Below are 23,550 nucleotides of genomic sequence, written 5' to 3'. Positions count from 1 at the left end.
TAATGTTATTTAATAGTATTAATGGCTTGCGTAATATCTGCTTTTAAATCTTTAGCTTCTTCTATCCCAACAGAAAAACGGATTAAACCATCAGCAATACCAATATCTGCGCGCTGTTCCGCTGTTAATAATGCATGTGAGGTCTGTGTTGGTGATAGCATCGTACTCTCTACTCCTGCCAAACTCATGGAAGCTTTTATTAAATTTAATTGCTTCATAAATTGATTAGAATCGATATGGTCTATTAATTCAAAAGACAACATCGCTCCAAAGCCTTTCATCTGTGCTTTAGCTAATTTATGCTCTGGATGACTTTTTAAACCTGGATAATAGACTTGTTTAACAAATGTCTGCTTGTCCAACCATTTAGCCATTTTATTGGCATTTTTAGTTTGCGCTTTGACACGTAAGCCCATTGTTTTCATGCTACGTTCTAGCATCCAAACCGTAAAATCACTTAAACTTCCACCATAATTTTTAGAGACATTCCAGATTTTATCCATATGTATCTTACTCCCAGCTACTGCGCCTGCACAAATATCACTATGTCCTCCAAAATATTTAGTGGCAGAGTGCATGATTAAATCGATACCAAACTGAGCAGGGTTTTGATTAACAGGACTTGCAAAGGTATTGTCAATACTAGTGACTATATTTTTTTGTTTACCTAATTTGGCAATTGCCTTGATATCCGTAATAGTTAATAACGGATTTGAAGGTGTTTCAATATGAATTAATTTTGTATTAGGTTTAATAGCAGCTTCAAAATCTTCAACCTTATACCCATTAGTAAATGTAAACTCGATATTCAGTTTAGGAAATTCTTCCCTAATAAAATTAGTTGTACCTCCATATAATGTATTTTGGACTATAATATGGTCTCCTGCTTCCAAAAAGGCTAGAAACATATGACTTATCGCCGCCATACCAGAACCAAAAATCATTGCGGTTTCCGTTTGTTCTAAACCGGCTATCTTTTTGACTAGATATTCTTGATTTGGTGTATTAAAATATCGGGGATAACGTTTTACATCAACATCCATAAACTCATAAGAAGATGATAGATATATTGGAGATACGGCGCCTTTAAACTGATCGTCAGGAACTTCTCCTAGATGCGCGCAGATGGTATTTAAACCTTGTTTGTCTAATTTCATTTTAATATACTTTGATGCCTGTAATTTACTAATTTATTACCGCTTTATTTAATTGTAAGCGGACTATTATTAAATGAGTCACAATGATTTAACTAGCCTTTAACTTAAATTGTCTTCCCTTTTTTGTAGTTTAAGAACTATGATAGCACAAGACAAAACACAACATGAAGCCCTTTTAAAACAATCAATTAAACATTTAGAGTTTTTAGGATATGATAATATCAAAGCTGATTTAGAAGGCTATAAACAGCCAAAATCTTTTGTAAAGAAAGAAAACAACGCAGTAATTACACCCGATATTACGGCTTACAAGCGAACTAAAAAATATTTTTTTGAATTGAGTCTTAAAAGTGACAAACCAAAACTTTTAAAAACAAAATGGCGTCTATTAGATGTGGTAACACGAATGAAAGCACAACGCTTTAGAATAATAACAACAAAAGGACATTATAGTTTTACCAATAAAATATTAGACGAACTACATCTTGACAAAGTAATTTTAAAAATATAATTAAAATAATAAAGACCAATTACTGTTTGTTATTTCTCTAATTTACTTTGCTTTACTATAGCTTTTAAACGCTCTTTTCTAGACAGCTCCTCCTTTTTCTTTTTATTAATCTTTTTAGCCATTAACTTAGTGTGTTTGGCTTTATTTTTAGTGTTTTTTTGACCTTTAGGTTTTGGCATAATTCTATTTTTTTATAGCTTTTAAAAGTGTGTTTTGCTCTTCCATTAAATCTGTCAACTTAGATAAAAGCTCTATATCTTTTGGTGTCTTTACCGTTTTATTTTTTACATCCTGGGATTTATCTCGCAACTGATTCATTGCTTTAACCACTATAAACACAGTAAGCCCGACAATTAAGAAATCTAAAACAACTTCAAATAATTCGCCATAATACACAGCAACCTCCTGAGTTATAATAGCGCCTTCATTATTAGTTATAGCGTCTCTTAATATGTACCTTTTATTATGAAAATTTAATCCATCTGTCATTAATGATAATGGCGGCATGAATACTTTTTTTACTAATACATCAATAACTTTATTAAAGGACGCTCCTATTATTATACCAATAGCCATGTCCATCATATTACCTTTTACAGCAAATTCTTTGAACTCTTTAAAAAATTTCATTTGAAAACTAATTTTGAAAACCCGAAGTTAATTCAGCAAAAATACATAATGCATTATATAGTTTAATCATTTCCTGTTTTATTATAAGCTCTTACCATAAAAAAAGCCCATGCAAAAACACATAAAAATACAATAACGGAAAACCAAAATACGATACTATTTCCTTCCATTATTCACTAATTTAATATAAATCATTACCCCTAAAAGCGTTGGCGCCCATAAACCTATAAAAATACCATGTAATTGATCTCCGTTAAGAAACAAATACTCGGCAACCAAAATAATAGCAAGACACAATACTAATAGTATGATGTTGCCTAATCCTATCTTTTTTATATAATTCATTCGTACTTATTATTGTTTTTACCAAGTTAACAAAATATTAATAAACAACAAACAGGTAATTCGACTCTACACTTTAACTGATTTATTTACGTTTTAACGAGTAATAATTTTAAATAATAAAAATATTACGCATTTCAACGATAAAAAATGTTTTTAAGCTTGCTTTTTACAAAATAATACATACATTGGTCAAAGAATTTAACCTACTAACTGATAAATACCCTTAATTATGAAAAACGCAACCCTACTTCTACTGCTAACCTTTTGCCAAACAATTTTCGCAACAAATACGACAACATTAAAAGCCAATGCGCCTTATATAAATAGCGTACAGTTATTAAGACTAGACTACACAGCACCAAATGGAGCTATACGAGAACTTGCTTTAGGGTTTACCTCTAACAACGTAGCCTCTGACGGTTTAGATTATGGTTACGACGCTAGTGTTATCGAGCCATATGCCAATGATTTAAATTGGTTAATAGAAGACAACAGATATGTAATACAAGGTGTTGGCGCATTTGACGACACAAAACAATACCTATTTGGATTATATAACGAATTTAGTGGAGATGCAACAATTGCACTATCAAGCTTACAAAATTTTGATACTGACATAAATGTATACATCTATGACGCCCTATTAAACACATATACACAAATAAACGACAGTCCATATACGGTAGCAATTGACGCACAAGACTATACTGATCGTTTTTACATCGCCTTTAGCCAAACAGAAACAACAGACAGTAACGAAACAGTGGATTCGCTTGACATATCTGGAGACAATGACGTCGTTGTTGACCCTTCTAAAATAACGCCTAAACCACAATTAAGAGTCAGTTTTATAAGCGGAGAAAATCAATTAAAAATAAGCTCTCAAAACAAAGCTAAAATTAAGGAAATAACAGTTTACAACTATAACGGTTCAACTTTACAATCCAAACAAAATATTAATAACAAAAAAGCAAGTATCTATATTAATACGACCGTTAAAAATCTTATCCTACATATTAAAACCGATACAGAAACAATCGTAAAACAAGTTGCGCTAGGGTCTATATAAACAAAACACATCATTTTCATAATAAAAAAAAGCACACTATTAATAGTGTGCTTTTTTTTATTCTATTCACAATAACAATACGTAACAAAGTATAAACCACTTAATGTCTACAAGCAAAACAAGTAACACAAGTAGACTATATAAAAATAGAACCACAACGCTCATAAATATTCTACAACCCACACTGTATAAGCAAGAAAAAAAAAGAACTCACTATGTAAATAGTGAGTTCTTTTTATCTTTAATTATACTAATCGCTTATAGTATTTATTTCTTATAATACTGAACATATTTTCTATACGAAAAGAAACCAATAACAGCCACAATTCCTAAGGCAATAGCTATAAATTTAAAGCTTACAATTTGATCTCCACTAGCATAACTATGCAATCCAGAAAGGTAGAAGTTAACCCCAAAATAAGTCATTAATATCGTACTAAATGTAATAATTGCCATTAAATTAAAAAACCAACGCCCACGTAAACCTGGCACTAAGCGCATGTGTATTACAAAGGCATACAGCATGATACTAATAAGCGCCCAAGTTTCCTTTGGATCCCAACCCCAATAACGTCCCCAACTCTCGTTGGCCCATTGTCCACCAAGGAAATTACCAATAGTTAACATTACCAAACCAACCGTTAAAGACATTTCTGTTATAATTGTTAATTCTTTAATATTAATATCCATTTTAGGTTTGTTCGCTTTGTTTGTTAGTATCATTAAAACTAACGATACCACTCCTAATATCATCCCTAAAGTAAACGGTCCATAACTTGCTACAATAACAGCAACATGTATCATTAACCAATAACTATCTAATACTGGTTGTAAATTGGCAATAGCTGGATCCATCCAATTCCAATGCGCAATCATTAATATCATTGCAGTAACAAAAGCAGTAGATGCTAAAGTCAAATCACTTTTTCTACCAAAGGCTAAACCAAAAAACATTGTTGCCCAAGCGACATAAATCATAGACTCGTAAGCATCACTCCAAGGCGCATGCCCAGAAATATACCAACGTGCAATTAATCCTGCTGTATGTAAGATAAATAAACCTAAAATGATAAATTTAAAAACAATAACACTTTTATTCAACCACTTATTACTCGTTTTAAAAATCTGCCAAACAAGCAACACAAACAAGAGTGTTCCAGCGTACATATACCAACTAAACAGCTTCTTAAATACATCATATTTATTATATAATATCTCTGCATTTATTTTACTTTCACTAAGCATAACCGTTGCTCCAACTTTACTTTGAGAGGTTTTAAAAGCCTCTAAAAGCTTTTCAGATTTAGTATAATCGTTTGTCTTTTTAGCTTCATTTAAAGTATACAAATACCAATCAAAACCAGAACCAATAAAACTACCATAAGTCGTGTCTGTTATTTTTTGATTATACCCTTCATTTTTATATTCAAAAGGAGAAATCCATTTATTGTTCTCATCCTCCGGAACAGGAAATATCTTAAGTGAACGTCCTTCAATCGCATTACTCAGCAAATTAATACGTTGGTTAGTCTCCATGAATTCTTTCTGAATTCCCGTTTGCGATTTTACCGCAGACGCTTCCTCTAAATACGGATCTAACTTATACTTAAAGTCTTCTGTAAAGAAATCTAATAATCTAGCAAAATTCTGATCCTTCGGAATACCAATAACACTTCGAATAGAATCTGATTTATGTGCCTTCAAATAAATAATAGGCACATTATACCATAACATTGGACTTTCTTGAATACTCAAGAAGATTTGATTAGCCGTCATACCTTCATAAGTCTCATGCTTAGTTAACTTTCTTAACAACTCAGAAGCATACGTATCAATAGGCATCATACGTCCATCTAAATCTTGAATTACAATATGACCAAACTTATCCGCATGTGCTTTAGGTGCGACATTAGCTTTTAGGATAGAATCTATTTGAAATTTAGATGGAATTTTATTTTCTGTTTCCTGATGACCGTGACCATCGTCTTCCGTGTGCTGCTCCGTTTGAGCGAAACCACTTAAACTAAAACATAATAATAGAATAGCACTTAATTTTGCCTTTTTATTTTTAATTTTTTCTAATCCATTTTGTAAATCTCTAAATCTAGTATGATTTGCAAATAAAATAGCCATCATGCCAAAATACAGTAAAAAGTAACCCGCATACGTGACCCAAGTTCCCCAAAAATCATGATTTACAGATAAAATAGTTCCTTTTAAATCCTTGTCATAATCGGCTTGAAAAAAGCGATATCCTTTATGATCCAATATATTATTCATATAGATATGAAAATCAAAATCCCCCGTTTCTTTATCGATAACGGTTACCTTACTTTCGTAAGACGAATAATTATTCTCTGTACCAGGGTATTTTTCAGCAATAAAATCGTTTAATTTAACCTCAAAAGGCAGTTCCAATACTTTAGACCCATATTTTAAATCAATATCCAATCCACCCACATTAATTTCTGTAAAACGGTTATTAGACCATTGACTTCCCAAAAGCTTAACTTCTTTAGTTTCTCCATTTGCAGTCACATTTAATACAACAGCATTTTCATCTTGCTTTAAGAAACTAGCCTTTTTAACAACATCAAATTTTCCTTTAACAACAGGTTTAGGAAATACCAATTGCATGTCTCCAATAATATATCTAGAACGCATCATTAAAGGTTGTAAACTATCTTTAATCAACTCCCCTTCTGCCATCGTAGCCATTTGCAAATAACTCCCTTCAAATGGAGAATGCACCATTAAACCTTCCGGAGTCGTGGTGATATTTATAGCCCCTTCCGTTGGTTTGTCTAAAGCCACTAATAGACTATGAATATTTTCGACACTACCTTGTTTTAAAAAGTGGTTATGTGGACCACCTCCTTGAGCTTCAACTATTTTTAAATAATTTTCTCCCGCATCATCAGGAACAACATCCATTTCTGCTCCAAGAAAAAAATCGGTTAACTCAAATCGCACAGGAGCGTTATCATAATAAACAGTATAATCAAAACTGTTATTCATTCTTCCTGAAAAATCGACTTCCTTATCAAAAGGTAAACGTTGTGGTATTCCTTCTATCTCATAATCACCATCTATATTAGCTGTAATATATGTTCTTTGCGATAAAAAGGCACTTTCTGTCTCTCCTTCTCTAATAGCAATCATACCTTCAAAACCAAAATAACGCGTAATACCAGCACCAAAAATAATTAGTATAAAAGCTAAATGCAGCGTTAATGTTGCCCATTTTTCCTTACGTAATAACCTAAATTTAAAAATATTACCAATAAAATTAACCATAAACAACACCATGATCGCTTCAAACCACCAGGCGTTATAGATTAAATTTCGGGTATAAGGGGTTGGAGATGTATCCATGTTTCTGTCTAGGATAGTACCCGTTGCCATGGCAACTGCAAATACAATAAATAAGACAGATGTTAATCGTGTAGAAAATAAGATTTTGGCGATTCTATTTTGCATAATAATAGGCCTTTTTTAGCTCGGGCAAAGATAACCGTTTTTGTTGGTTATAAATCCCTTAAAACTTCCAAATCTTGTGTTAAAATTACGGCTGTTTGTTTTGCCTAGCTTCAAAGATTTTTAAATACATGAATGTTCCCATTTTCCGTGCTCTACGTTTCGCATTATCAGCTATTTCACCTTCAAAAAACTGATCTAATGTGGCATACCATAAATTCAACCAAACTCCAAAATGCATTTCTGAAATAGTGTGATCAAGGGTTTTATCTACTTTTTCATGTGCCACTAGCGGATTACCAACATACTTATGATCTAACTTTTTACCTATAAATAAGCTGGTTTCCCAAAAGGTCGTTAAATGATCTAAATGCTGATCCCAATCTGTTATGATTTCATTAAAAATAGGACCTAATAAATTATCTGCTCTAACTTTTATGTAAAATTCACCTACTAAAAGTTTAACATCGGCTCTGTTAGCAATTTCTTTTCGTTTCATCTTAAACAAAGATAAAGTTTTGTCGTCTTATATCTCTATTTTCTTAGTATTTTAGCGCCATGATTAAAATAGTTTTGCTTGGCGCAGGAAATGTAGCCACACACTTATACAAAGTCTTTAAAACTGCTTCAAATATTGAAGTTGTGCAATGGTACAATCGCAATAAAAAAGCTATCGAAAGTTACAAAAACGAAGTAGAGATTACCGACGATGTTAATAATTTAATAGAAGCTGATGTCTACATTATAGCCATTAGCGATGACGCTATTGAATCATTAAGCGCCTCCCTCCCTTTTGAAAACAGATTAGTGGTCCATACTTCGGGAAGCGCCCGTTTATATGACATTGACCAAAAGCACTATCGAGGCGTATTTTATCCTTTACAAACCTTTAGTAAAGCGGTAGACTTAGACTTTACAACAGTGCCAATCTGTATTGAAACCTTAAGAAAGGAAGATTTTAAATTATTAGAAACCATAGGGCAAAGCTTAGGTTGCACAACCTATAAAGTAAACCCAAAACAGAGACCTGCGTTGCATTTAGCTGCTGTATTTATTAATAATTTTACGAATCAGATTTACAGAGTCGCCCATGAGATTACAGAAAAACAAGGCGCTGATTTTGATATTTTAAAACCATTAATTACTGAAACGGCAAGAAAAGTACAGGAAGTATCTCCGTATTTAGCGCAAACAGGTCCTGCCAAACGAAACGATAAAAAAACAATAAAAAGACATTTAAAATTATTAGACAACCCGCATCACGAAGCGATCTATACTCTTTTAACCGAATCAATAAAAAAAACACATGGACAATAAAAGCTATAAAGAATACCTACACCAAATTACAACCTTTATTTTTGATGTAGACGGTGTACTGACCAATGGAATGATTACAATCACGACTTCAGGTGAGATGATTAGACACATGAATGTTAAGGATGGTTACGCAATGAAACAAGCCTTAAATCATGGATATAATGTGTGTATTATTTCTGGAGGAACTAACGAAGGGGTGCGTACTAGATTAAACCATTTAGGGATTAAAGATGTGTATTTAGGTGCGCATCAAAAAATTGAACAGCTTGAAGAATATTTAAATAATAATCAAATTAAAGCAGAGCACGTATTATATATGGGAGACGATATTCCTGATGTTCCTGTTTTAAAATTGGTTGGTATGCCAAGTTGCCCTCAAGATGCTGTTCCTGAAGTAAAACGTGTCTCTAAATACATCTCGCATAAATTAGGTGGTGAAGGTTGTGTCCGTGACGTCATCGAACAAGTTATGAAAGTGCAAAATAAATGGGATAGTGATTTTGATGCCCAGACGTTTTAAAATAAATTGTGAAACGCTCTAAAAGAAGGCATAATACAGGTTTTGGATACATTGGCTCTGGTAATACCACGTCCAGTTTTAACCAAAAACCAAAAGAAGTCTTCTCTAAAGTAAAAACGCAATTACAGACTGAAAGTCCACAACAATTTAAAACTGATTTTAAAACCAAATCGCTTTCTGATATAGAAAAACAGCAGATTAAACACAAAATCAAGACATACACTAAACAAAAGAATACGGTTGTTATTATTTCAACCGTTTTATTCTTAATTTTGATTATCATATCCGCTATTAAAATGATAGAAGGTGTTCTATTCAAATAAAACAAACCACTATTTAGCAAACCAAAACTTAAATAAAATTGAAACTACTTCAGCTTATTCGCTTTAAAAATTTATTACTAATTGCATTAGTACAACTGCTAATTAAATATGCTTTATTTCCATCATTAAGCATGAATATTAATGGAAATGAGCTTTTTATAACTACAGCATTAACACATTTTGAGTTTCTACTGCTAATACTATCCACACTTTGCATTGCTGCAGGAGGTTATATTATAAATGATATTTATGATACCGAAGCAGATGCTATAAATAAACCCAACAAACAAATAATAGGTAAAGCCATTACCGAAGAAAAAGGATACAACCTTTATATGGCATTTACTGTAGTAGGCGTCGTTTTAGGTTTTTATTTATCTAATTTAGTAGGTGAAAGTAGGTTTTTTGGCATTTTTGTTATTATCGCTGCACTATTGTATATCTATGCTACCTTTTTACAACGCATGCTTTTAGTTGGTAATATTGTAATAAGTATGCTGGTGGGTTTAAGCTTAATTATTGTTGGGATATTCGAATTGCTTCCCGCTGTAACCCTTGAAAACGGGTTTTTACAAACCTCTATGTTTGAAGTGTTATTTGACTATGCCGTATTTGCTTTTATAATCACTCTAATTAGAGAAATTGTAAAAGATATTCAAGATGTAGATGGTGACCATAAAGCACAACTAAAAACACTACCTATTGTAATTGGAAAAAATAGAGCGGCTAAAGTTGCTTTTGGACTAACTCTTTTTGCTATCGCTCTACTAGTTTATTATTTAGTGGCCTTTTTATACATGCAACAAGTAGTCGTAATCTATTTTTTAATTACTGTCATTGCGCCTTTAATCTATATTGCTATAAAATTATTTACAGCAGAACATAAAAAAGAATTCCATACCATTAGTAATTTACTTAAGCTTGTTATGCTTTCTGGTATGCTATCCATGGTGGTTTATCTTATCATTAAATAATAATATATCTCCTATAGGACATAGATCAAGCTTAAGGATAACTATTTTATAGTCAAGACATTTGATCATACGTTCTGAATAATTATTTTTTAACGTCTATGATGCTACTATTATTTGTATTTTCAAATGGTTTGTTCTTTTGAATCTAAAATTGAATATTAATTATATATTTATATAAAATAATAAAACGCCTATCCCAACATCTAATTTAAATTACATTTAAGAAGAATGTTAGACACAACACAAAATGATGTTTTAGACCTTGATGCAACCAATACTGTATTACTTAAAGTTAAAAACTACATACAATCCTTACATAGTATTGCATCTTCGGATAAACTTGTAAAATACATTCAGTCAGATTTTACATCCATTTGCACGACCTATTTTAATATTACAGAAGTCGTAAACACGTCCTTTAATTCTAAAGAATATACTAATATAAACCAAGTCTATCAAATACTGTACAGCGTTCCAGAAGTCTTTAAAGACTTTGCCATTTTACACAGGGATATTGCATTACAGTTACAAATTGCAACTTTTAAATTGCTAAATACGACTGATGAAAAAGAAAAAATTGAAGCTCACTTTTTAGAGTCAAAGCAGGTCCTTTTAGACGCTGCATCCGCATTAGAGCACAGTATACTTTCGGGGCAAAACAACAGTAAAGAGCGATTAGAAAAAGCATCTTACGCGTTACAACATTATAAAAACCCTTGGAGCGTCTATAAAAGTCAGATAGAAGACGTAAAACTACAGATAAAGCAAATTGTAGATAACAACTTTTTTATGTCGAAAACCATATCGGTTTTCAAAGACATAAAACAATCCAACACGGCGTTTTTAGACCAAATAACCGAGGATACCTCAACCTTATTAAAGCACACTAATGAAGCTATCAAAACGGTAAAAGACATAAAAACCATTGAAGATATCACGCCTGTAATTAAGTGGATAGACCAAACACTACTATCCCAATCCAAAGTGATCAATATTCAAGAAGATTATGCCGCCAGTATAGAAACTAAAATAAAAAAACTAAGCACCGGAACTGTTCCTGTTAGTACTAATGAAGGTTTACTATTAACAAAAACAATCGATTTTAATAAAACGGTAAAAAAATGGTTTGATTTTGAAATCCTGCCTATTTTAATAGATTTAATCGAACAAAAAATAACTATAACCACCTTTTTCAAACATAGTTTGATGAATTTAAAAAGTGGGTTAACCGTCGAGAAAAACAACAATTCGCTTAATGCCCTTCCCTCACAAATTGAGAGCTTAAAAAATGTGCATGCGACCTTAAATGAAAATAGCACTAAGGTGGACAAAACAGTAACTAGCTTAAAAAACATGTTTGCAGCAGATTTTAACGTGACCACAATATATTTAGATCAACCCTTCTTAGAAGTTACTATACAATCCTCTTTAAGCCAAATGGCTACAGACCACAGTAACTTTTTTACTATGGTAAAAGATAAAATCTATAAGCAGTTTAATTATTTAAATACAAAACTAGAACAAACTAACTTATTTAGCGATCAAAATAAAATAGAGGACTCCATACAATGCATTAACTATAGAATGTTTAAGGAAGTTAATGCTAATTATGACAATCTATTTTTGAATAAAAATTTTATTGGAAATTTATTTTTATCACCAAGACAAAAACAGGAAGCGAGTATAGAAAACTCTGTAGCACAATGGAACAATGGTTTTGGAAAAGCTATAGTTATTACTGGAGACAAACTTAGTGGCAAGTCTACTTTTGTAGATTATATTGGACAAAAGTATTTTGGAAAAAGCACATTGATCTTAAAAAAAGACACCACTATAACTTTTGACGGTCGTAAATTTAAAACGACCCACAATTTAAAAGACGCTTTACATAATATCAAAAAAGGATTTTCAAATACAAAGCCCTTAATTGTAATAGACAACTTAGAACTTTGGAGCGATGATGACTTTAGCCTTTTAGATAATGTCCGCGCCTTGCTTAGTTTTATTTCTTCAGAATCTGATAATGCCTTAATACTGGTAACGACTTCAAGACAGATGCAACAGCATTTGGATAATCGTATTAGGTTTACAGAAGCTTTTAGTAACACTATTAAATTAGACAAAGCAACTTTTGAAGAAATCTATAAAGCCGTATTACTGCGCCATGGTGCTTCACATAAAACTTTAATTTCTAAAAAACACGACCCTTTAAGTCCAAAGCAAATCAAACAAAATGTTTTAAAATTATCAAAAAAATTAGACTATAATTTAGGCGAAGTCTTACAAGCATGGACCTACGGAACCACATTAATTGACAATAATAAAGTTGTTTATGAAGATGCAGATCCTGGTTTTAAGGATTTTTTAAATAAAGAAGAAGTAATCATACTTAAACACCTTTTATTATTTAATAAAATAACAGAAATTCAATTAAAAAAGTTTGTTGGTAAAAGCTATGAAACACAGTATAAAGTAAGTTTAAAACGCTTATTAAACACCAAAGTGCTATTACGTGATAATGATGGACAACTTAGATTAAACCCCGTCATAACCAAAGACATCAAACAATTATTAATTTATAGAGGCATTTTAAACTAATGAATACTATTCCACAATTAAACACATGGCGCAGCTTATTTTGGTTGCTAGTAGTATTAGTTATCTTTTACTGGTGTGTTAAACTATTACTATATAGTCTAGAGAAGTTTGCAAATCGCAATTTATACAATAAACAACTCATTCTGTTTTTCAAAAAAGTGATTCTGTTTTTTACGCCTATGGCAACACTACTATTATTGCTTGACTTTATCTCTATAAATTATATTGCACACAGTATTGTGCTATTAATCATTGGTGTTTTTGCGTTTTCTCAAATCAAAAACTACGTCAATGGTTTGTTCTTAAAAAGCAATCCGTTAATAAGCAATGGTTCAACTTTGCAGATTGGTGATTATACTGGCGAAATAAAAAGCTTTCTACCCTTAGGTTTAAAATTAGTCACAGAACAAGGCATACAATTTGTTAATTACACAACGATAACAACCAGTGGGTTTGCCATAAAATCTAATAAAACCAGCTTATTAAGACAAGTGTTATATTTAAATACAGAAAAAACACCTGATCAAATTTTAGACCTATTGTTTGATAACCCTATCCTTAATTATAATCATCCTCCTGTTATTAATAAGGCTGATAATAACCAATTAAAACTGCAATACACGACAGAAAATGGCGCGTCTAGAAAAGAGTTAATTACTTTTTTGGAAGAAAATAACGTACAAACAAACCTAAATAACAATTTTAAATAATCATGGACATTTTATCCTCATATAATATCATTATTGCAGTATCCGTAACCATAATAGTGTCTTTTCTATTTAATGGTTTGTCTAAAAAAACAAATGTACCTGCAGTACTTATGCTAATTGTTTTTGGTGTTGGATTGCAATATCTTTTAAAATACTTAAATGTAGATAATATCAACTTTTTACCCATTCTTGAAGTTTTAGGAATTGTAGGTTTAATTATGATTGTATTGGAAGCCGCATTAGAACTAGAGCTGAAAAAAGAAAAATTAATTCCTATTTTAAAATCCATGGGTATTGCCATAATTGGCTTAATAGCCTCGGCTTGGGTAGCTGCTTTAATATTATATCAATTTATTCCAGAAATGACCATGCAATCGGCATGGCTATACGCAACACCTTTATCTATATTGTCTAGTGCTATTATAATACCTAGTGTTTTAGGATTAAAGGAGTCCAAAAAAGAGTTTCATATCTACGAAAGTACATTTTCCGATATTATAGGGATCATGATGTTTTACTTTTTAACAGGAAAACTAGATCCAGCAGAAGATTCTGGCGTTGTCGGTTTTAGCTTAAACCTAATCATAACAATTATTATTTCACTAATTGCTAGTTATTTAATCATCTTAATATTTCAAAAAATTAAAAGCCAAGTTAAACTGTTTTTACTAATTGCTGTCTTGCTTTTACTTTACGCTGTTGGTAAAAAAATGCACTTATCGTCTTTAATAATTATCTTAATATTTGGACTCGTTATTGCTAACATGAAACTGTTTTTTAAAGGTAAATTAAAAAAATACTTACATTTTGAAAAAGCACATCACATTTACCATGAATTGCATACTATTACTGCAGAAACCGCTTTTGTAGTCCGCACGTTTTTCTTTGTTGTTTTTGGTATCACTATCGTTGTGTCGTCCTTATTTAATGTTAATGTAGCCATGATAAGCATGCTTATTATTGCTTCTATCTATATTATCAGATATATTCTGCTAAGACTTTTTATCGGTAAAGACATTATCCCTCAGTTATTTATTGCACCTAGAGGCTTGATTACTGTTTTACTTTTTTATGCTATTCCAAAAGAAGCCGAAATCGCAACTTTTGAACCAGGCATCTTATTATTTGTAATTATCGGAACCAGCTTAATAATGACAGGTGCCATGATTTACGATAAAAAAAGAAACTCGACTGCCATCAAAACTGCCTCTAACAAAAAAGTAGAAACAGTAAGATGGAAAGCACCAAGTATTGACGATACTAAATCATAAATAGTATCCTCTAATTTTATAAAAAAAGGAATGCTTTTAGCATTCCTTTTTTTATTTTAAATACATTAATTTTAACCTTATACTAAACTATATAATAATGCTTAAAGAAAAACTTAAAGACCGTCATATCATATTAGCCTCAGGCTCTCCTAGAAGACAACAATTTTTTAGGGATTTAGATCTAGATTTTGAAGTCCGCATAAAAAGCATCAAAGAAGAGTATCCAAAAACCCTATTACATTATCAAATTACAGACTACCTAGCCGAGTTAAAATCACTCCCTTTTATTGAAGCGCTAAAACCGCATGAAATACTTGTAACTAGTGACACTATCGTTTGGCATAAAAGTAAAGCGTTAGGAAAGCCAAAAAATAACGACGAAGCATTTGAAATGTTAAACTCATTAAGCAACACTACACACGAGGTAATTACTTCGGTTTGTATCCGTACCAAAAACTTTCAAAAAACAGTAAACGCAGTTACTAAAGTAACCTTTAAAAAATTTACTGATGACGAGTTGTGGCACTACATTCTAACCTACGCTCCATTAGATAAAGCTGGTGCCTACGGTATTCAAGAATGGATTGGACAAATTGGGGTGACAAGTATAGAAGGTTCCTTTTTTAATGTGGTCGGGATGCCAACACACCTTGTATATGAAACGTTAAATAGTATTGCCGAAGACTTTTAATATTGTACTTTAAAATAAATCAAACACCTATGAAACTTTTAAAACTGTCACTATTTCTATTTACTGGGCTGGTAATATTTAGTTGTAAAGACCAATCAGAAAAAAACACAAAAGATATAGCAGTCGCCAATATTGAAACAAAAACACCTCCTAAGACTCCATCTTTTAAACCAAATAAACAGTTTAATGACTACTGGTACGCAGGAGAAGCCGAGATTAGTTCCTACCAATTAGAACAGTCAAGATATGGCGAAATCAGACAAGGTACAGCTGTTTTAGTTTATGTAACCGAACCTTTTTTAGCGAAAGCACAAGTTAAAGCCGACAAAAATAATCCAACAAACGTTAATGTATTAAAGCTTAATGCGACCAAAAAATTCAATACAGGTATTTATCCATATAGCATTATGCAAAGCACGTTTTACCCTGTAGCAAACAACCAACATGCTATAAAAGCAAGTGCATCTGTGCAAGAATGGTGTGGTCATGTCTACACGCAACTAAATAACCGTGACCAATTTGAAATTACCACACACTCCTATTTTGAAGGCGAAGCTGATCAAAATTTCAATATCGAGAAAGCCATTTTAGAAAACGAAATTTGGACACAACTACGTATCGACCCAACAAGCCTACCCACAGGTAACTTTACTATTATCCCAAGTTTGGAGTTTACTAGATTAAATCACACGCCTTTAAAACAGTATAACGCTTTCGCGGAAAGTACGCCAGGTCAATACAAACTAGTCATTAAAGAGCTAGACCGTCAGTTAGTGATCAACTACAGTGCAGAATTCCCATATACTATCGAAAGTTGGGAGGACACGCAAAACGGAGCCACTTCAAAAGCAACCAAATTAGCATCATTAAAATCGGCGTATTGGGGCAAAAAAAGTAATGCAGATTCTGAGTTAAGAAAAACGCTGAAATTAGAATAAAAACTATCTTTGCGCATTAATTAAAACACCATATGTTTTTAAAAAACTTTGAAACCGAATTAATAAATTCGGCTATTCTATTAGTCGTATTTATTATTATACGTTTTGCGTTAAAGCTTGTCATAAAAAAAATAGGCCATACCAGCGGAATTAATGATGCTAGAATAAACTTAATTTCTCGATACGCAACAGTAGCGTTATTTTTAATCTTCCTTTTATTTATTGCTTATGTTTTTGGAGCAGAGTTTAAAGATTTAGCCGTCATTTTCTCTTCTGTATTTACGGTAATAGGAATTGCTCTATTTGCTATTTGGTCCATTTTAAGTAATATTACATCAGGAATAATCATGTTTTTTTCATTTCCTTATAAAGTCGGAGATAAAATAAAAATCCATGATAAAGATGCGCCAATAGAAGCCATTATTGAAGATATTAGAGCCTTTCAACTGCATTTAAGACAAGATAATGGCGACTTAGTAACCTATCCAAACAACCTAATTCTGCAAAAAGCTGTAACTTTAGTTCAAAAGGATGCTATCGAAGATTTTGGAGACATGCATTAAACGCGACTTATGGCTAAAAGAAAACAAAAAAAACGCACCCAAAACTATAAAAAGCAATTAGGCCAAATACCCGGTGCATTGGTATACACGGGAACTAAAGAAGATAATAAATTACACCTTCATGCTTTTGATTATAACGCAGAACACGTTAAAGAAGCAGAATTAGGTTCTGTAGAAGACGCCTTTCGTTTTAAAGATTCTGAAACCGTAACATGGTTTAACCTAAATGGACTTAATTTTGTTAACGAAATTGAGAAAATTGGTATCCATTATGATCTACATCCTTTAATTTTAGAGGATATTGTAAATGCCTCGCAACGTCCTAAAATAGACGAGTATAAAGATTACTTTTTTATAGTACTAAAAATGATGTATTATGACGAGTATGAAAACATGGTTTCCGAACAAGTAAGTTTGGTTATGGGTAAAAACTATGTCCTAACTTTTCAAGAAGCAGAAGGCGATGTTTTTGACAGTCTTAGAGAACGTATCCGTCATAAAAAAGGACGTGTTAGAGAAGAAGGATCAGACTATTTATTATACGCTTTAATTGATGCCATTGTAGATCATTACTATGCCATCATCGAAACTATGGGTAATAAAATAGAAGACCTAGAAGACGATTTATTTACAGGTTTAACACAAGAGGAAATCTCCCAACAAATTCAAGATTTGAAAAGAGAAATTCTAAAACTACGTCGTGCTATTTTTCCACTTCGCGAAATTATAAATCGTTTAATAAAAAGTGACAATCCTTTAATCGAAGAAAAAACAACTCATTTTTTTAGAGACGTCTACGACCATATCATTCAAGTTACTGAAAATATCGACATTTACCGAGAAATGATTTGGAGTTTAATGGACATGTACATGACTACCATTAGTAATAAAATGAACGAAGTCATGAAGGTATTAACCATTATTGCCACCATATTTATTCCGCTAACTTTTATTGCTGGAATTTACGGTATGAATTTTACCAACATGCCAGAGCTTCATTATAAGTATGGTTACTATATTGTTTGGATTGTAATGTTGGTCGTTTTAATAGGAATGCTTATTTATTTTAAAAAGAAAAAATGGCTTTAAAAAAATAAGTGAAATTCTTTTTTTTAGTGTCAATAATTGGTTTGATTTTTGTGAATAGCATTTAACATGAGAAACACTTTCTGCAGCATTGTTACAATTCTTTTACTATTTAGTTGCACAACCGAAAAGCAACAAATTACAAACATACTTTGTGACAATCAACAATACCTGTTAACTCAAAACATTGACTTGCCATCCTTTAATTTTGATTTAAATATTAACACAAAAGAACACATTGAGATTTTAAAGGATTCTTTAAAAAACAATTTATACGATTATCCTAACCTGTTTAATTGGGAGTATAAAGATAGACTAATAACAATTCATATTATACCAATCCATTTAATGTTATGTGGAATTAGCCGTCATGAATTGACTTTAATGCTTAATACAAACAACCAAATGCTTTTTGATAGTGAATTAAAAAGAACAGATAGTGTCATCCCTTTAGTTAAAAAAAATTATCAATCAAAAATTAGCAAAGTAAAGGTAATAAACGTTGATTTCCCTTATGGTTTAAGCAAACCTATAATTAATGATATCGTTTACGACATATCAGAAGGCTATTTAAAAGCAGTAGAACAGCAATCTAACACAATTTTCAAAAAATCGATTTGCGAGTTAACTAAAGAAGAGATAAAAGTACTTAAAGAAGACAATCAAATTCACATTTATTTTCAATCCTTTAGCTATCAAATTGAAGAAAATCATAGAATTCAAGAAATGATAAATGTTAATTAAATTAGACATCACAATCGAAAAATAAAAGTAAAAAATGCTGCTTTAGCAATTCCCTAATTTGGAGTTGATTTTTTGGTTCGTTTTGTATCAAGACAAAATGAACAGAAAGAAAAACAGACACCTTTTCACTCTCTGCAACTGTTAATTATAGTTAAAGAAAACCAAAAACCCAATAATCCCTGCATGACTTCTTTATATTTGAAACAGTTTCAAACTCGAAAAAACAACCATGCAAAAATTATTGGCTTCACTCCTATTTCTATTGTGCTTTTCATTAACTACACAAGCACAACAACCAGAAAAACTAAACGCCTCAGAGATACACCTAGCAGTAAAAAAACTCAACTTTTTAGGTTCGGTTTTATATCTAGCCGCACACCCTGACGACGAAAACACAAGACTAATCTCTTACATGTCTAATCATGTAAAAGCCCGTACCGCTTACTTATCTTTAACAAGAGGTGATGGTGGACAAAATTTAATTGGTCCAGAAATAAGAGAATTATTAGGAGTCATCCGTACCCAAGAGTTATTAGCTGCAAGACGCACCGATGGTGGAGAACAACGCTTTACTAGAGCTAATGACTTTGGTTATTCTAAGCATCCTGACGAAACGTTAGCCATTTGGAATAAAAATGAAGTATTAAGCGATGTTGTTTTAGCCATCAGACAATTTAAACCAGACATTATAATTAACCGTTTTGACCACAGAAGCCCAGGAACAACACACGGACACCATACTAGTTCTGCCATGTTAAGTGTCGAAGCTTTCGATTTAGCTAACGATAAAAATGCCTTTCCAGAACAAGTAAAACAATATGGTACTTGGCAACCACAACGTGAGTTTTTTAATACCTCATGGTGGTTTTACGGAAGTCAAGAAAAATTTGACGAAGCCGATAAAACCAATCTTTTAAATTTTGATATCGGTGTATATTATCCAGCATTAGGTTTATCTAATAACGAAATCGCAGCATTAGCAAGTAGCAAACATTTATGCCAAGGTTTTGGACGATTAACACAACGCGGCAGTCAAACAGAATATATCGAGCTAATCAAAGGAGACTTACCAGAAGACAAATCCAATTTATTTGATGGCATTAACACGACTTGGACCCGTGTAAAAGGAGGCGCTAAAATTGAATCTATTTTAAAAAAGGTTGAAACTAATTTCAATTTTGAAAATCCTGCATCACATTTAGATCAGCTTTTAAAGGCCAAACAATTAATTGAAAAGATTGATAATCCACAATGGAAAGATCAAAAAATTAAAGAAATAAATAGAATAATTGAAGCCTGTGCCGGATTATACTTAGAAGCCTCTGCTAGTACTCCAACAGCTGCAACTGGTCAATCTGTCGACATTACTATTGAAGCTTTAAACCGTAGCAATGCGATTATAAAATTAGACAGTTATTCTATATCTAATACTGAAACTAATTATGGAAAACCTTTAAATACAAATGATAAGCAAGAATTGAAAGCACAACTAGATATTCCAAGTACTTTACAACCAACAGCACCGTATTGGTTAAATAAAAAAGGAAGTTTAGGAATGTACCGTGTAGACGACACCAACTTAATTGGTAAACCTGAAACCCCTCGTGCTATTACTGTTGCTTTTAATCTTAATATAAACGGCGTACCATTCACTATAACCAAAGACTTAATTTATCGTTATTCTAAACCTGATAAAGGCGAATTGTACAGACCGTTTGAAATTATTCCAGAAGCCTCTGCTAAAATTTCACAAAAAGTAATCATTTTTGAAAACGACCAACAAAAAGACATTCCCGTAACAGTTAAAGCAGGAAAAGACAACCTAGAAGGTTATGTTACTATTGCACATCCAAAAGGATGGTCTGTGTTCCCAGAAAAACAAAAATTTATAATTGCAAACAAAGACCAAGAGCAAACGCTATTGTTTACAGTAATCCCTCCAAAAAATCAAAATGAAGGCTTAATGACACCTATGATACATGTTGGAGATAACGTGTATACTAAAGAGTTAGTTGAGATTGATTACGAACACATTCCGTTTCAAACAGTATTATTACCAAGCGAAAGCAAAATAGTTCGTTTGGATATTAAAAAACGTGGCGAAAATATTGCTTACATTGAAGGCGCTGGAGATGTTGTCCCTGCTAGTTTACAACAAATTGGGTATAACGTGATGGTTTTAAAACCGGAAGAGATAACAGCCGAACGTTTGAGCGCTTTTGACGCAGTTGTTGTCGGTATTAGAGCATACAACATAGTAGACCATTTAAAATTTAAGCAAGATATTTTATTTGATTTTGTTGAAAAAGGAGGAAATATGATTGTGCAATACAATACCAATCGTCGTTTAAAAACAGATCAAATTGCACCTTACGATTTAAAATTATCTAGAGACCGTGTAACAGATGAAAATGCTGAAGTTATATTATTAGCACCAGACCATGAGGTTTTAAATTTTCCAAATAAAATAACTTCAAATGATTTTGAAGGTTGGACACAAGAACGTGGTTTATATTTTCCAGACGAATGGGCTTCAGAATTTACACCTATCTTATCAATGCACGATAAAGACGAAACCGCTAAAACGGGAAGTTTACTAGTTGCAAAACATGGAAAAGGACATTATATCTATACAGGATTAAGCTTTTTTAGAGAATTCCCAGCAGGTGTTTCTGGCGCTTACAGATTATTTGCTAATATGTTAAGTATTGGAAAATCTGATTTAAAAACTGATAATGGATTAAAAAACTAAACATGAAAGACCAGCCAAAATACCAATGGAAACCTTTGTATACAGTACTTTTAGTCGCCAACGCGCTTTACATAATACTATTTTACTTCATCACTAAACTGTTTTAAATTATGCAAACACTAGATTGGATTGTCTTAATTGGGACACTGTTAACCATTGTTATTTATGGTACGTATCAAACCAGAGGAAGTAAGAATGTACAAGATTTTTTAAAAGGCGGTAGCACTAGTAAATGGTGGACTATTGGTTTATCGGTTATGGCGACTCAAGCCAGTGCTATTACCTTTTTAAGTACACCAGGACAAGCGTTTCACTCTGGAATGGGCTTTGTTCAATTTTATTTTGGACTACCTATTGCTATGATTGTGATTTGCATGGTATTTATCCCGCTATATCACAGACTAAAAGTATACACGGCTTACGAGTTTTTAGAAAACCGTTTTGACCGTAAAACACGAACACTGACGGCTATTTTATTTTTGATCCAACGTGGATTAGCAGCAGGAATAACCATATTTGCACCTGCCATTATCCTATCTGCTATTTTGGGTTGGAATTTATTATTATTAAATGTTATTATCGGAGTTTTAGTTATTATTTACACCGTTTCTGGGGGGACAAAAGCAGTTAATGTCACTCAAAAGCACCAGATGGTTGTGATTTTTACAGGAATGGTTATTGCTTTCATTTTAATATTAAATCAATTGCCAGACGATATCACTTTCAGAAAAGCACTAGACATAGCTGGTGCAAGTGGTAAAATGGAGGTCCTTGATTTTTCTTTCGATTTCAATAATAGATATACCGTTTGGAGTGGTTTAATTGGTGGTACATTTTTAATGCTATCGTATTTTGGAACTGATCAAAGTCAAGTACAACGGTATTTGTCTGGAAAGTCTGTAAAAGAAATGCGTTTAGGGCTAATATTTAACGGATTGCTTAAAATACCCATGCAGTTTTTTATTCTTCTGGTAGGTGTTATGGTATTTGTCTTTTATCAATTTAATGAGGCTCCAATAAACTTTAATCCTACTGCGACTGAAGTAGTTTTAAACTCAGAATACGCTGACGAATATAAATCGTTACAAATAGAGCAAAAGCAAATATTTGATGCAAAAAAGACCGCCATAACAAAATTTTCAAGCGCAAACGGAACCGTAAACCAAGACCAAATTGCAATTTATAATGCGCAAAGTGATACTATTCGTGCACACGCTAGAGATTTAATCGAAAAAGCTGGAGATGCTAGAAGTTTGAAGGTCGAAAGCAACGACAAGGATTATGTATTTATACATTTTATACTAAACAATTTACCAAAGGGATTAATCGGCCTGCTATTGGCAGTCATTTTAAGTGCAGCTATGTCCAGTACAGCTTCAGAGCTTAATGCATTAGCCAGTACAACCACTATAGATTTATACAAACATAGAGTCGGTCCAAAAACGGATGCCCAAATGGTCAAAGCCTCAAGAGGTTTTACTTTACTTTGGGGAATCATGGCAATTGGAGTCGCTTGCGTCGCCAATCTAGCCGAAAACCTCATACAACTGGTCAATATTATTGGATCTATATTTTATGGTAACGTGCTTGGTATATTCTTATTAGCGTTTTTCTTTAAGCAAATCAAAGCCAACGCCGTATTTGTAGCAGCTCTAATCACGCAAGTTTTGGTTATTGGTTTATTCTTTTTAGATAAATATGACTTTATCAACTTACCTTTTTTATGGCTAAACATCGTGGGGTGTGCCATAGTCATGACTATTGCATTTATATTACAAGCAACATTTAAAAATACGTCAATAGAAACAGCATAGTATTTTAAGGTTTCATTTTTTTAAGTTACATTGTTGGATAAATTAATTAGCGTTCTAAAT

General features: G+C 32.3%; 22 protein-coding genes. 16 read left to right on the top strand and 6 right to left on the bottom strand.

Features of this window, described 5'->3' with window-relative positions:
* Positions 1-5: 5 nt before the first annotated feature.
* Positions 6-1,157, bottom strand: coding sequence for a trans-sulfuration enzyme family protein (locus tag E9099_RS12950; RefSeq protein ID WP_136583979.1), 1,152 nt, complete (start codon positions 1,155-1,157; stop codon positions 6-8).
* A 139-nt stretch (positions 1,158-1,296) separates the two neighbouring features.
* On the opposite strand from E9099_RS12950, the gene E9099_RS12945 reads away from it, so the two are divergent.
* The gene (locus tag E9099_RS12945) at positions 1,297-1,668 is read left to right on the top strand and encodes a hypothetical protein (RefSeq protein ID WP_136583978.1); all 372 of its coding nucleotides are present in this window, start codon (positions 1,297-1,299) and stop codon (positions 1,666-1,668) included.
* Between the two features lie 29 nt (positions 1,669-1,697).
* Here the strand turns inward: E9099_RS12945 and E9099_RS19235 are convergent, their stop codons facing one another.
* From E9099_RS19235 to E9099_RS12935, 3 genes are all read right to left on the bottom strand, one after another.
* Entirely contained in the window at positions 1,698-1,847 is a 150-nt protein-coding gene (locus E9099_RS19235; protein ID WP_168800750.1) for a hypothetical protein, read from the bottom strand.
* Between the two features lie 4 nt (positions 1,848-1,851).
* A complete protein-coding gene (gene mscL, locus E9099_RS12940) occupies positions 1,852-2,298 on the bottom strand; it encodes a large conductance mechanosensitive channel protein MscL (RefSeq protein ID WP_136583977.1) in 447 nt (148 codons plus the stop codon).
* Between the two features lie 156 nt (positions 2,299-2,454).
* On the bottom strand, positions 2,455-2,643 hold the full coding sequence (locus tag E9099_RS12935) for a hypothetical protein (protein ID WP_136583976.1): 189 nt from the start codon (positions 2,641-2,643) through the stop codon (positions 2,455-2,457).
* A gap of 229 nt (positions 2,644-2,872) precedes the next feature.
* On the opposite strand from E9099_RS12935, the gene E9099_RS12930 reads away from it, so the two are divergent.
* Positions 2,873-3,712, top strand: a complete 840-nt coding sequence (locus E9099_RS12930; protein WP_136583975.1) for a hypothetical protein — start codon at positions 2,873-2,875, stop codon at positions 3,710-3,712.
* Positions 3,713-3,979: 267 nt separating this feature from the next.
* On the opposite strand, the gene ccsA is transcribed toward E9099_RS12930, so the two are convergent.
* Complete coding sequence (gene ccsA / locus E9099_RS12925) at positions 3,980-7,192, bottom strand: cytochrome c biogenesis protein CcsA (protein ID WP_136583974.1); 3,213 nt, start codon at positions 7,190-7,192, stop codon at positions 3,980-3,982.
* Between the two features lie 85 nt (positions 7,193-7,277).
* Entirely contained in the window at positions 7,278-7,688 is a 411-nt protein-coding gene (locus E9099_RS12920; protein WP_136583973.1) for a group III truncated hemoglobin, read from the bottom strand.
* Between the two features lie 59 nt (positions 7,689-7,747).
* On the opposite strand from E9099_RS12920, the gene E9099_RS12915 reads away from it, so the two are divergent.
* The 14 genes from E9099_RS12915 (at position 7,748) to E9099_RS12850 (ending at position 23,490) form a co-directional block, all read left to right on the top strand.
* Positions 7,748-8,506, top strand: a complete 759-nt coding sequence (locus E9099_RS12915; RefSeq protein WP_136583972.1) for a Rossmann-like and DUF2520 domain-containing protein — start codon at positions 7,748-7,750, stop codon at positions 8,504-8,506.
* Complete coding sequence (locus E9099_RS12910; RefSeq protein WP_136583971.1) at positions 8,496-9,026, top strand: KdsC family phosphatase; 531 nt, start codon at positions 8,496-8,498, stop codon at positions 9,024-9,026. The genes E9099_RS12915 and E9099_RS12910 overlap by 11 nt, the downstream gene beginning before the upstream one ends.
* 8 nt (positions 9,027-9,034) lie before the next feature.
* Positions 9,035-9,349 (top strand): hypothetical protein, encoded by a 315-nt coding sequence (locus tag E9099_RS12905; protein WP_136583970.1) that lies wholly within the window; start codon positions 9,035-9,037, stop codon positions 9,347-9,349.
* A gap of 38 nt (positions 9,350-9,387) precedes the next feature.
* Positions 9,388-10,323 (top strand): geranylgeranylglycerol-phosphate geranylgeranyltransferase, encoded by a 936-nt coding sequence (locus E9099_RS12900; protein WP_136583969.1) that lies wholly within the window; start codon positions 9,388-9,390, stop codon positions 10,321-10,323.
* Positions 10,324-10,551: 228 nt separating this feature from the next.
* Positions 10,552-12,921 (top strand): hypothetical protein, encoded by a 2,370-nt coding sequence (locus E9099_RS12895; protein ID WP_136583968.1) that lies wholly within the window; start codon positions 10,552-10,554, stop codon positions 12,919-12,921.
* Complete coding sequence (locus E9099_RS12890; RefSeq protein ID WP_136583967.1) at positions 12,921-13,631, top strand: hypothetical protein; 711 nt, start codon at positions 12,921-12,923, stop codon at positions 13,629-13,631. The genes E9099_RS12895 and E9099_RS12890 overlap by 1 nt, the downstream gene beginning before the upstream one ends.
* 2 nt (positions 13,632-13,633) lie before the next feature.
* Positions 13,634-14,902, top strand: a complete 1,269-nt coding sequence (locus tag E9099_RS12885; RefSeq protein ID WP_136583966.1) for a cation:proton antiporter — start codon at positions 13,634-13,636, stop codon at positions 14,900-14,902.
* Between the two features lie 97 nt (positions 14,903-14,999).
* Complete coding sequence (locus E9099_RS12880; protein WP_136583965.1) at positions 15,000-15,593, top strand: Maf family nucleotide pyrophosphatase; 594 nt, start codon at positions 15,000-15,002, stop codon at positions 15,591-15,593.
* A 29-nt stretch (positions 15,594-15,622) separates the two neighbouring features.
* The gene (locus E9099_RS12875; RefSeq protein WP_136583964.1) at positions 15,623-16,531 is read left to right on the top strand and encodes a septum formation inhibitor Maf; all 909 of its coding nucleotides are present in this window, start codon (positions 15,623-15,625) and stop codon (positions 16,529-16,531) included.
* Between the two features lie 32 nt (positions 16,532-16,563).
* The gene (locus E9099_RS12870) at positions 16,564-17,094 is read left to right on the top strand and encodes a mechanosensitive ion channel domain-containing protein (RefSeq protein WP_101019470.1); all 531 of its coding nucleotides are present in this window, start codon (positions 16,564-16,566) and stop codon (positions 17,092-17,094) included.
* Between the two features lie 9 nt (positions 17,095-17,103).
* Complete coding sequence (gene corA, locus E9099_RS12865) at positions 17,104-18,183, top strand: magnesium/cobalt transporter CorA (RefSeq protein ID WP_136583963.1); 1,080 nt, start codon at positions 17,104-17,106, stop codon at positions 18,181-18,183.
* A gap of 66 nt (positions 18,184-18,249) precedes the next feature.
* Positions 18,250-18,924, top strand: coding sequence for a hypothetical protein (locus E9099_RS12860; RefSeq protein ID WP_136583962.1), 675 nt, complete (start codon positions 18,250-18,252; stop codon positions 18,922-18,924).
* Between the two features lie 229 nt (positions 18,925-19,153).
* Positions 19,154-21,676 (top strand): PIG-L family deacetylase, encoded by a 2,523-nt coding sequence (locus E9099_RS12855; protein ID WP_136583961.1) that lies wholly within the window; start codon positions 19,154-19,156, stop codon positions 21,674-21,676.
* Positions 21,677-21,786: 110 nt separating this feature from the next.
* Positions 21,787-23,490, top strand: a complete 1,704-nt coding sequence (locus tag E9099_RS12850) for a sodium:solute symporter (RefSeq protein ID WP_136583960.1) — start codon at positions 21,787-21,789, stop codon at positions 23,488-23,490.
* The last annotated feature ends 60 nt before the right edge of the window (positions 23,491-23,550 follow it).

This window comes from Psychroserpens sp. NJDZ02, assembly GCF_004843725.1.
Classification (GTDB): domain Bacteria; phylum Bacteroidota; class Bacteroidia; order Flavobacteriales; family Flavobacteriaceae; genus Olleya.
The sequence above is the reverse complement of the archived record's forward strand: the minus strand, read 5'-3'. Positions and strand labels throughout refer to the sequence as shown.

What these genes read in the sequence shown, in the direction of transcription:
- E9099_RS12880 (WP_136583965.1), top strand. Translation starts at nt 15,000, where the DNA reads ATGCTTAAAGAAAAACTTAAAGACCGTCATATCATATTAGCCTCAGGC.
- mscL (WP_136583977.1), bottom strand. Translation starts at nt 2,298, where the DNA reads ATGAAATTTTTTAAAGAGTTCAAAGAATTTGCTGTAAAAGGTAATATG.
- E9099_RS19235 (WP_168800750.1), bottom strand. Translation starts at nt 1,847, where the DNA reads ATGCCAAAACCTAAAGGTCAAAAAAACACTAAAAATAAAGCCAAACAC.
- E9099_RS12870 (WP_101019470.1), top strand. Translation starts at nt 16,564, where the DNA reads ATGTTTTTAAAAAACTTTGAAACCGAATTAATAAATTCGGCTATTCTA.
- E9099_RS12920 (WP_136583973.1), bottom strand. Translation starts at nt 7,688, where the DNA reads ATGAAACGAAAAGAAATTGCTAACAGAGCCGATGTTAAACTTTTAGTA.
- E9099_RS12850 (WP_136583960.1), top strand. Translation starts at nt 21,787, where the DNA reads ATGCAAACACTAGATTGGATTGTCTTAATTGGGACACTGTTAACCATT.
- E9099_RS12945 (WP_136583978.1), top strand. Translation starts at nt 1,297, where the DNA reads ATGATAGCACAAGACAAAACACAACATGAAGCCCTTTTAAAACAATCA.
- E9099_RS12875 (WP_136583964.1), top strand. Translation starts at nt 15,623, where the DNA reads ATGAAACTTTTAAAACTGTCACTATTTCTATTTACTGGGCTGGTAATA.
- E9099_RS12910 (WP_136583971.1), top strand. Translation starts at nt 8,496, where the DNA reads ATGGACAATAAAAGCTATAAAGAATACCTACACCAAATTACAACCTTT.
- E9099_RS12890 (WP_136583967.1), top strand. Translation starts at nt 12,921, where the DNA reads ATGAATACTATTCCACAATTAAACACATGGCGCAGCTTATTTTGGTTG.
- E9099_RS12915 (WP_136583972.1), top strand. Translation starts at nt 7,748, where the DNA reads ATGATTAAAATAGTTTTGCTTGGCGCAGGAAATGTAGCCACACACTTA.
- ccsA (WP_136583974.1), bottom strand. Translation starts at nt 7,192, where the DNA reads ATGCAAAATAGAATCGCCAAAATCTTATTTTCTACACGATTAACATCT.
- E9099_RS12935 (WP_136583976.1), bottom strand. Translation starts at nt 2,643, where the DNA reads ATGAATTATATAAAAAAGATAGGATTAGGCAACATCATACTATTAGTA.
- E9099_RS12885 (WP_136583966.1), top strand. Translation starts at nt 13,634, where the DNA reads ATGGACATTTTATCCTCATATAATATCATTATTGCAGTATCCGTAACC.
- E9099_RS12930 (WP_136583975.1), top strand. Translation starts at nt 2,873, where the DNA reads ATGAAAAACGCAACCCTACTTCTACTGCTAACCTTTTGCCAAACAATT.
- corA (WP_136583963.1), top strand. Translation starts at nt 17,104, where the DNA reads ATGGCTAAAAGAAAACAAAAAAAACGCACCCAAAACTATAAAAAGCAA.
- E9099_RS12895 (WP_136583968.1), top strand. Translation starts at nt 10,552, where the DNA reads ATGTTAGACACAACACAAAATGATGTTTTAGACCTTGATGCAACCAAT.
- E9099_RS12860 (WP_136583962.1), top strand. Translation starts at nt 18,250, where the DNA reads ATGAGAAACACTTTCTGCAGCATTGTTACAATTCTTTTACTATTTAGT.
- E9099_RS12950 (WP_136583979.1), bottom strand. Translation starts at nt 1,157, where the DNA reads ATGAAATTAGACAAACAAGGTTTAAATACCATCTGCGCGCATCTAGGA.
- E9099_RS12855 (WP_136583961.1), top strand. Translation starts at nt 19,154, where the DNA reads ATGCAAAAATTATTGGCTTCACTCCTATTTCTATTGTGCTTTTCATTA.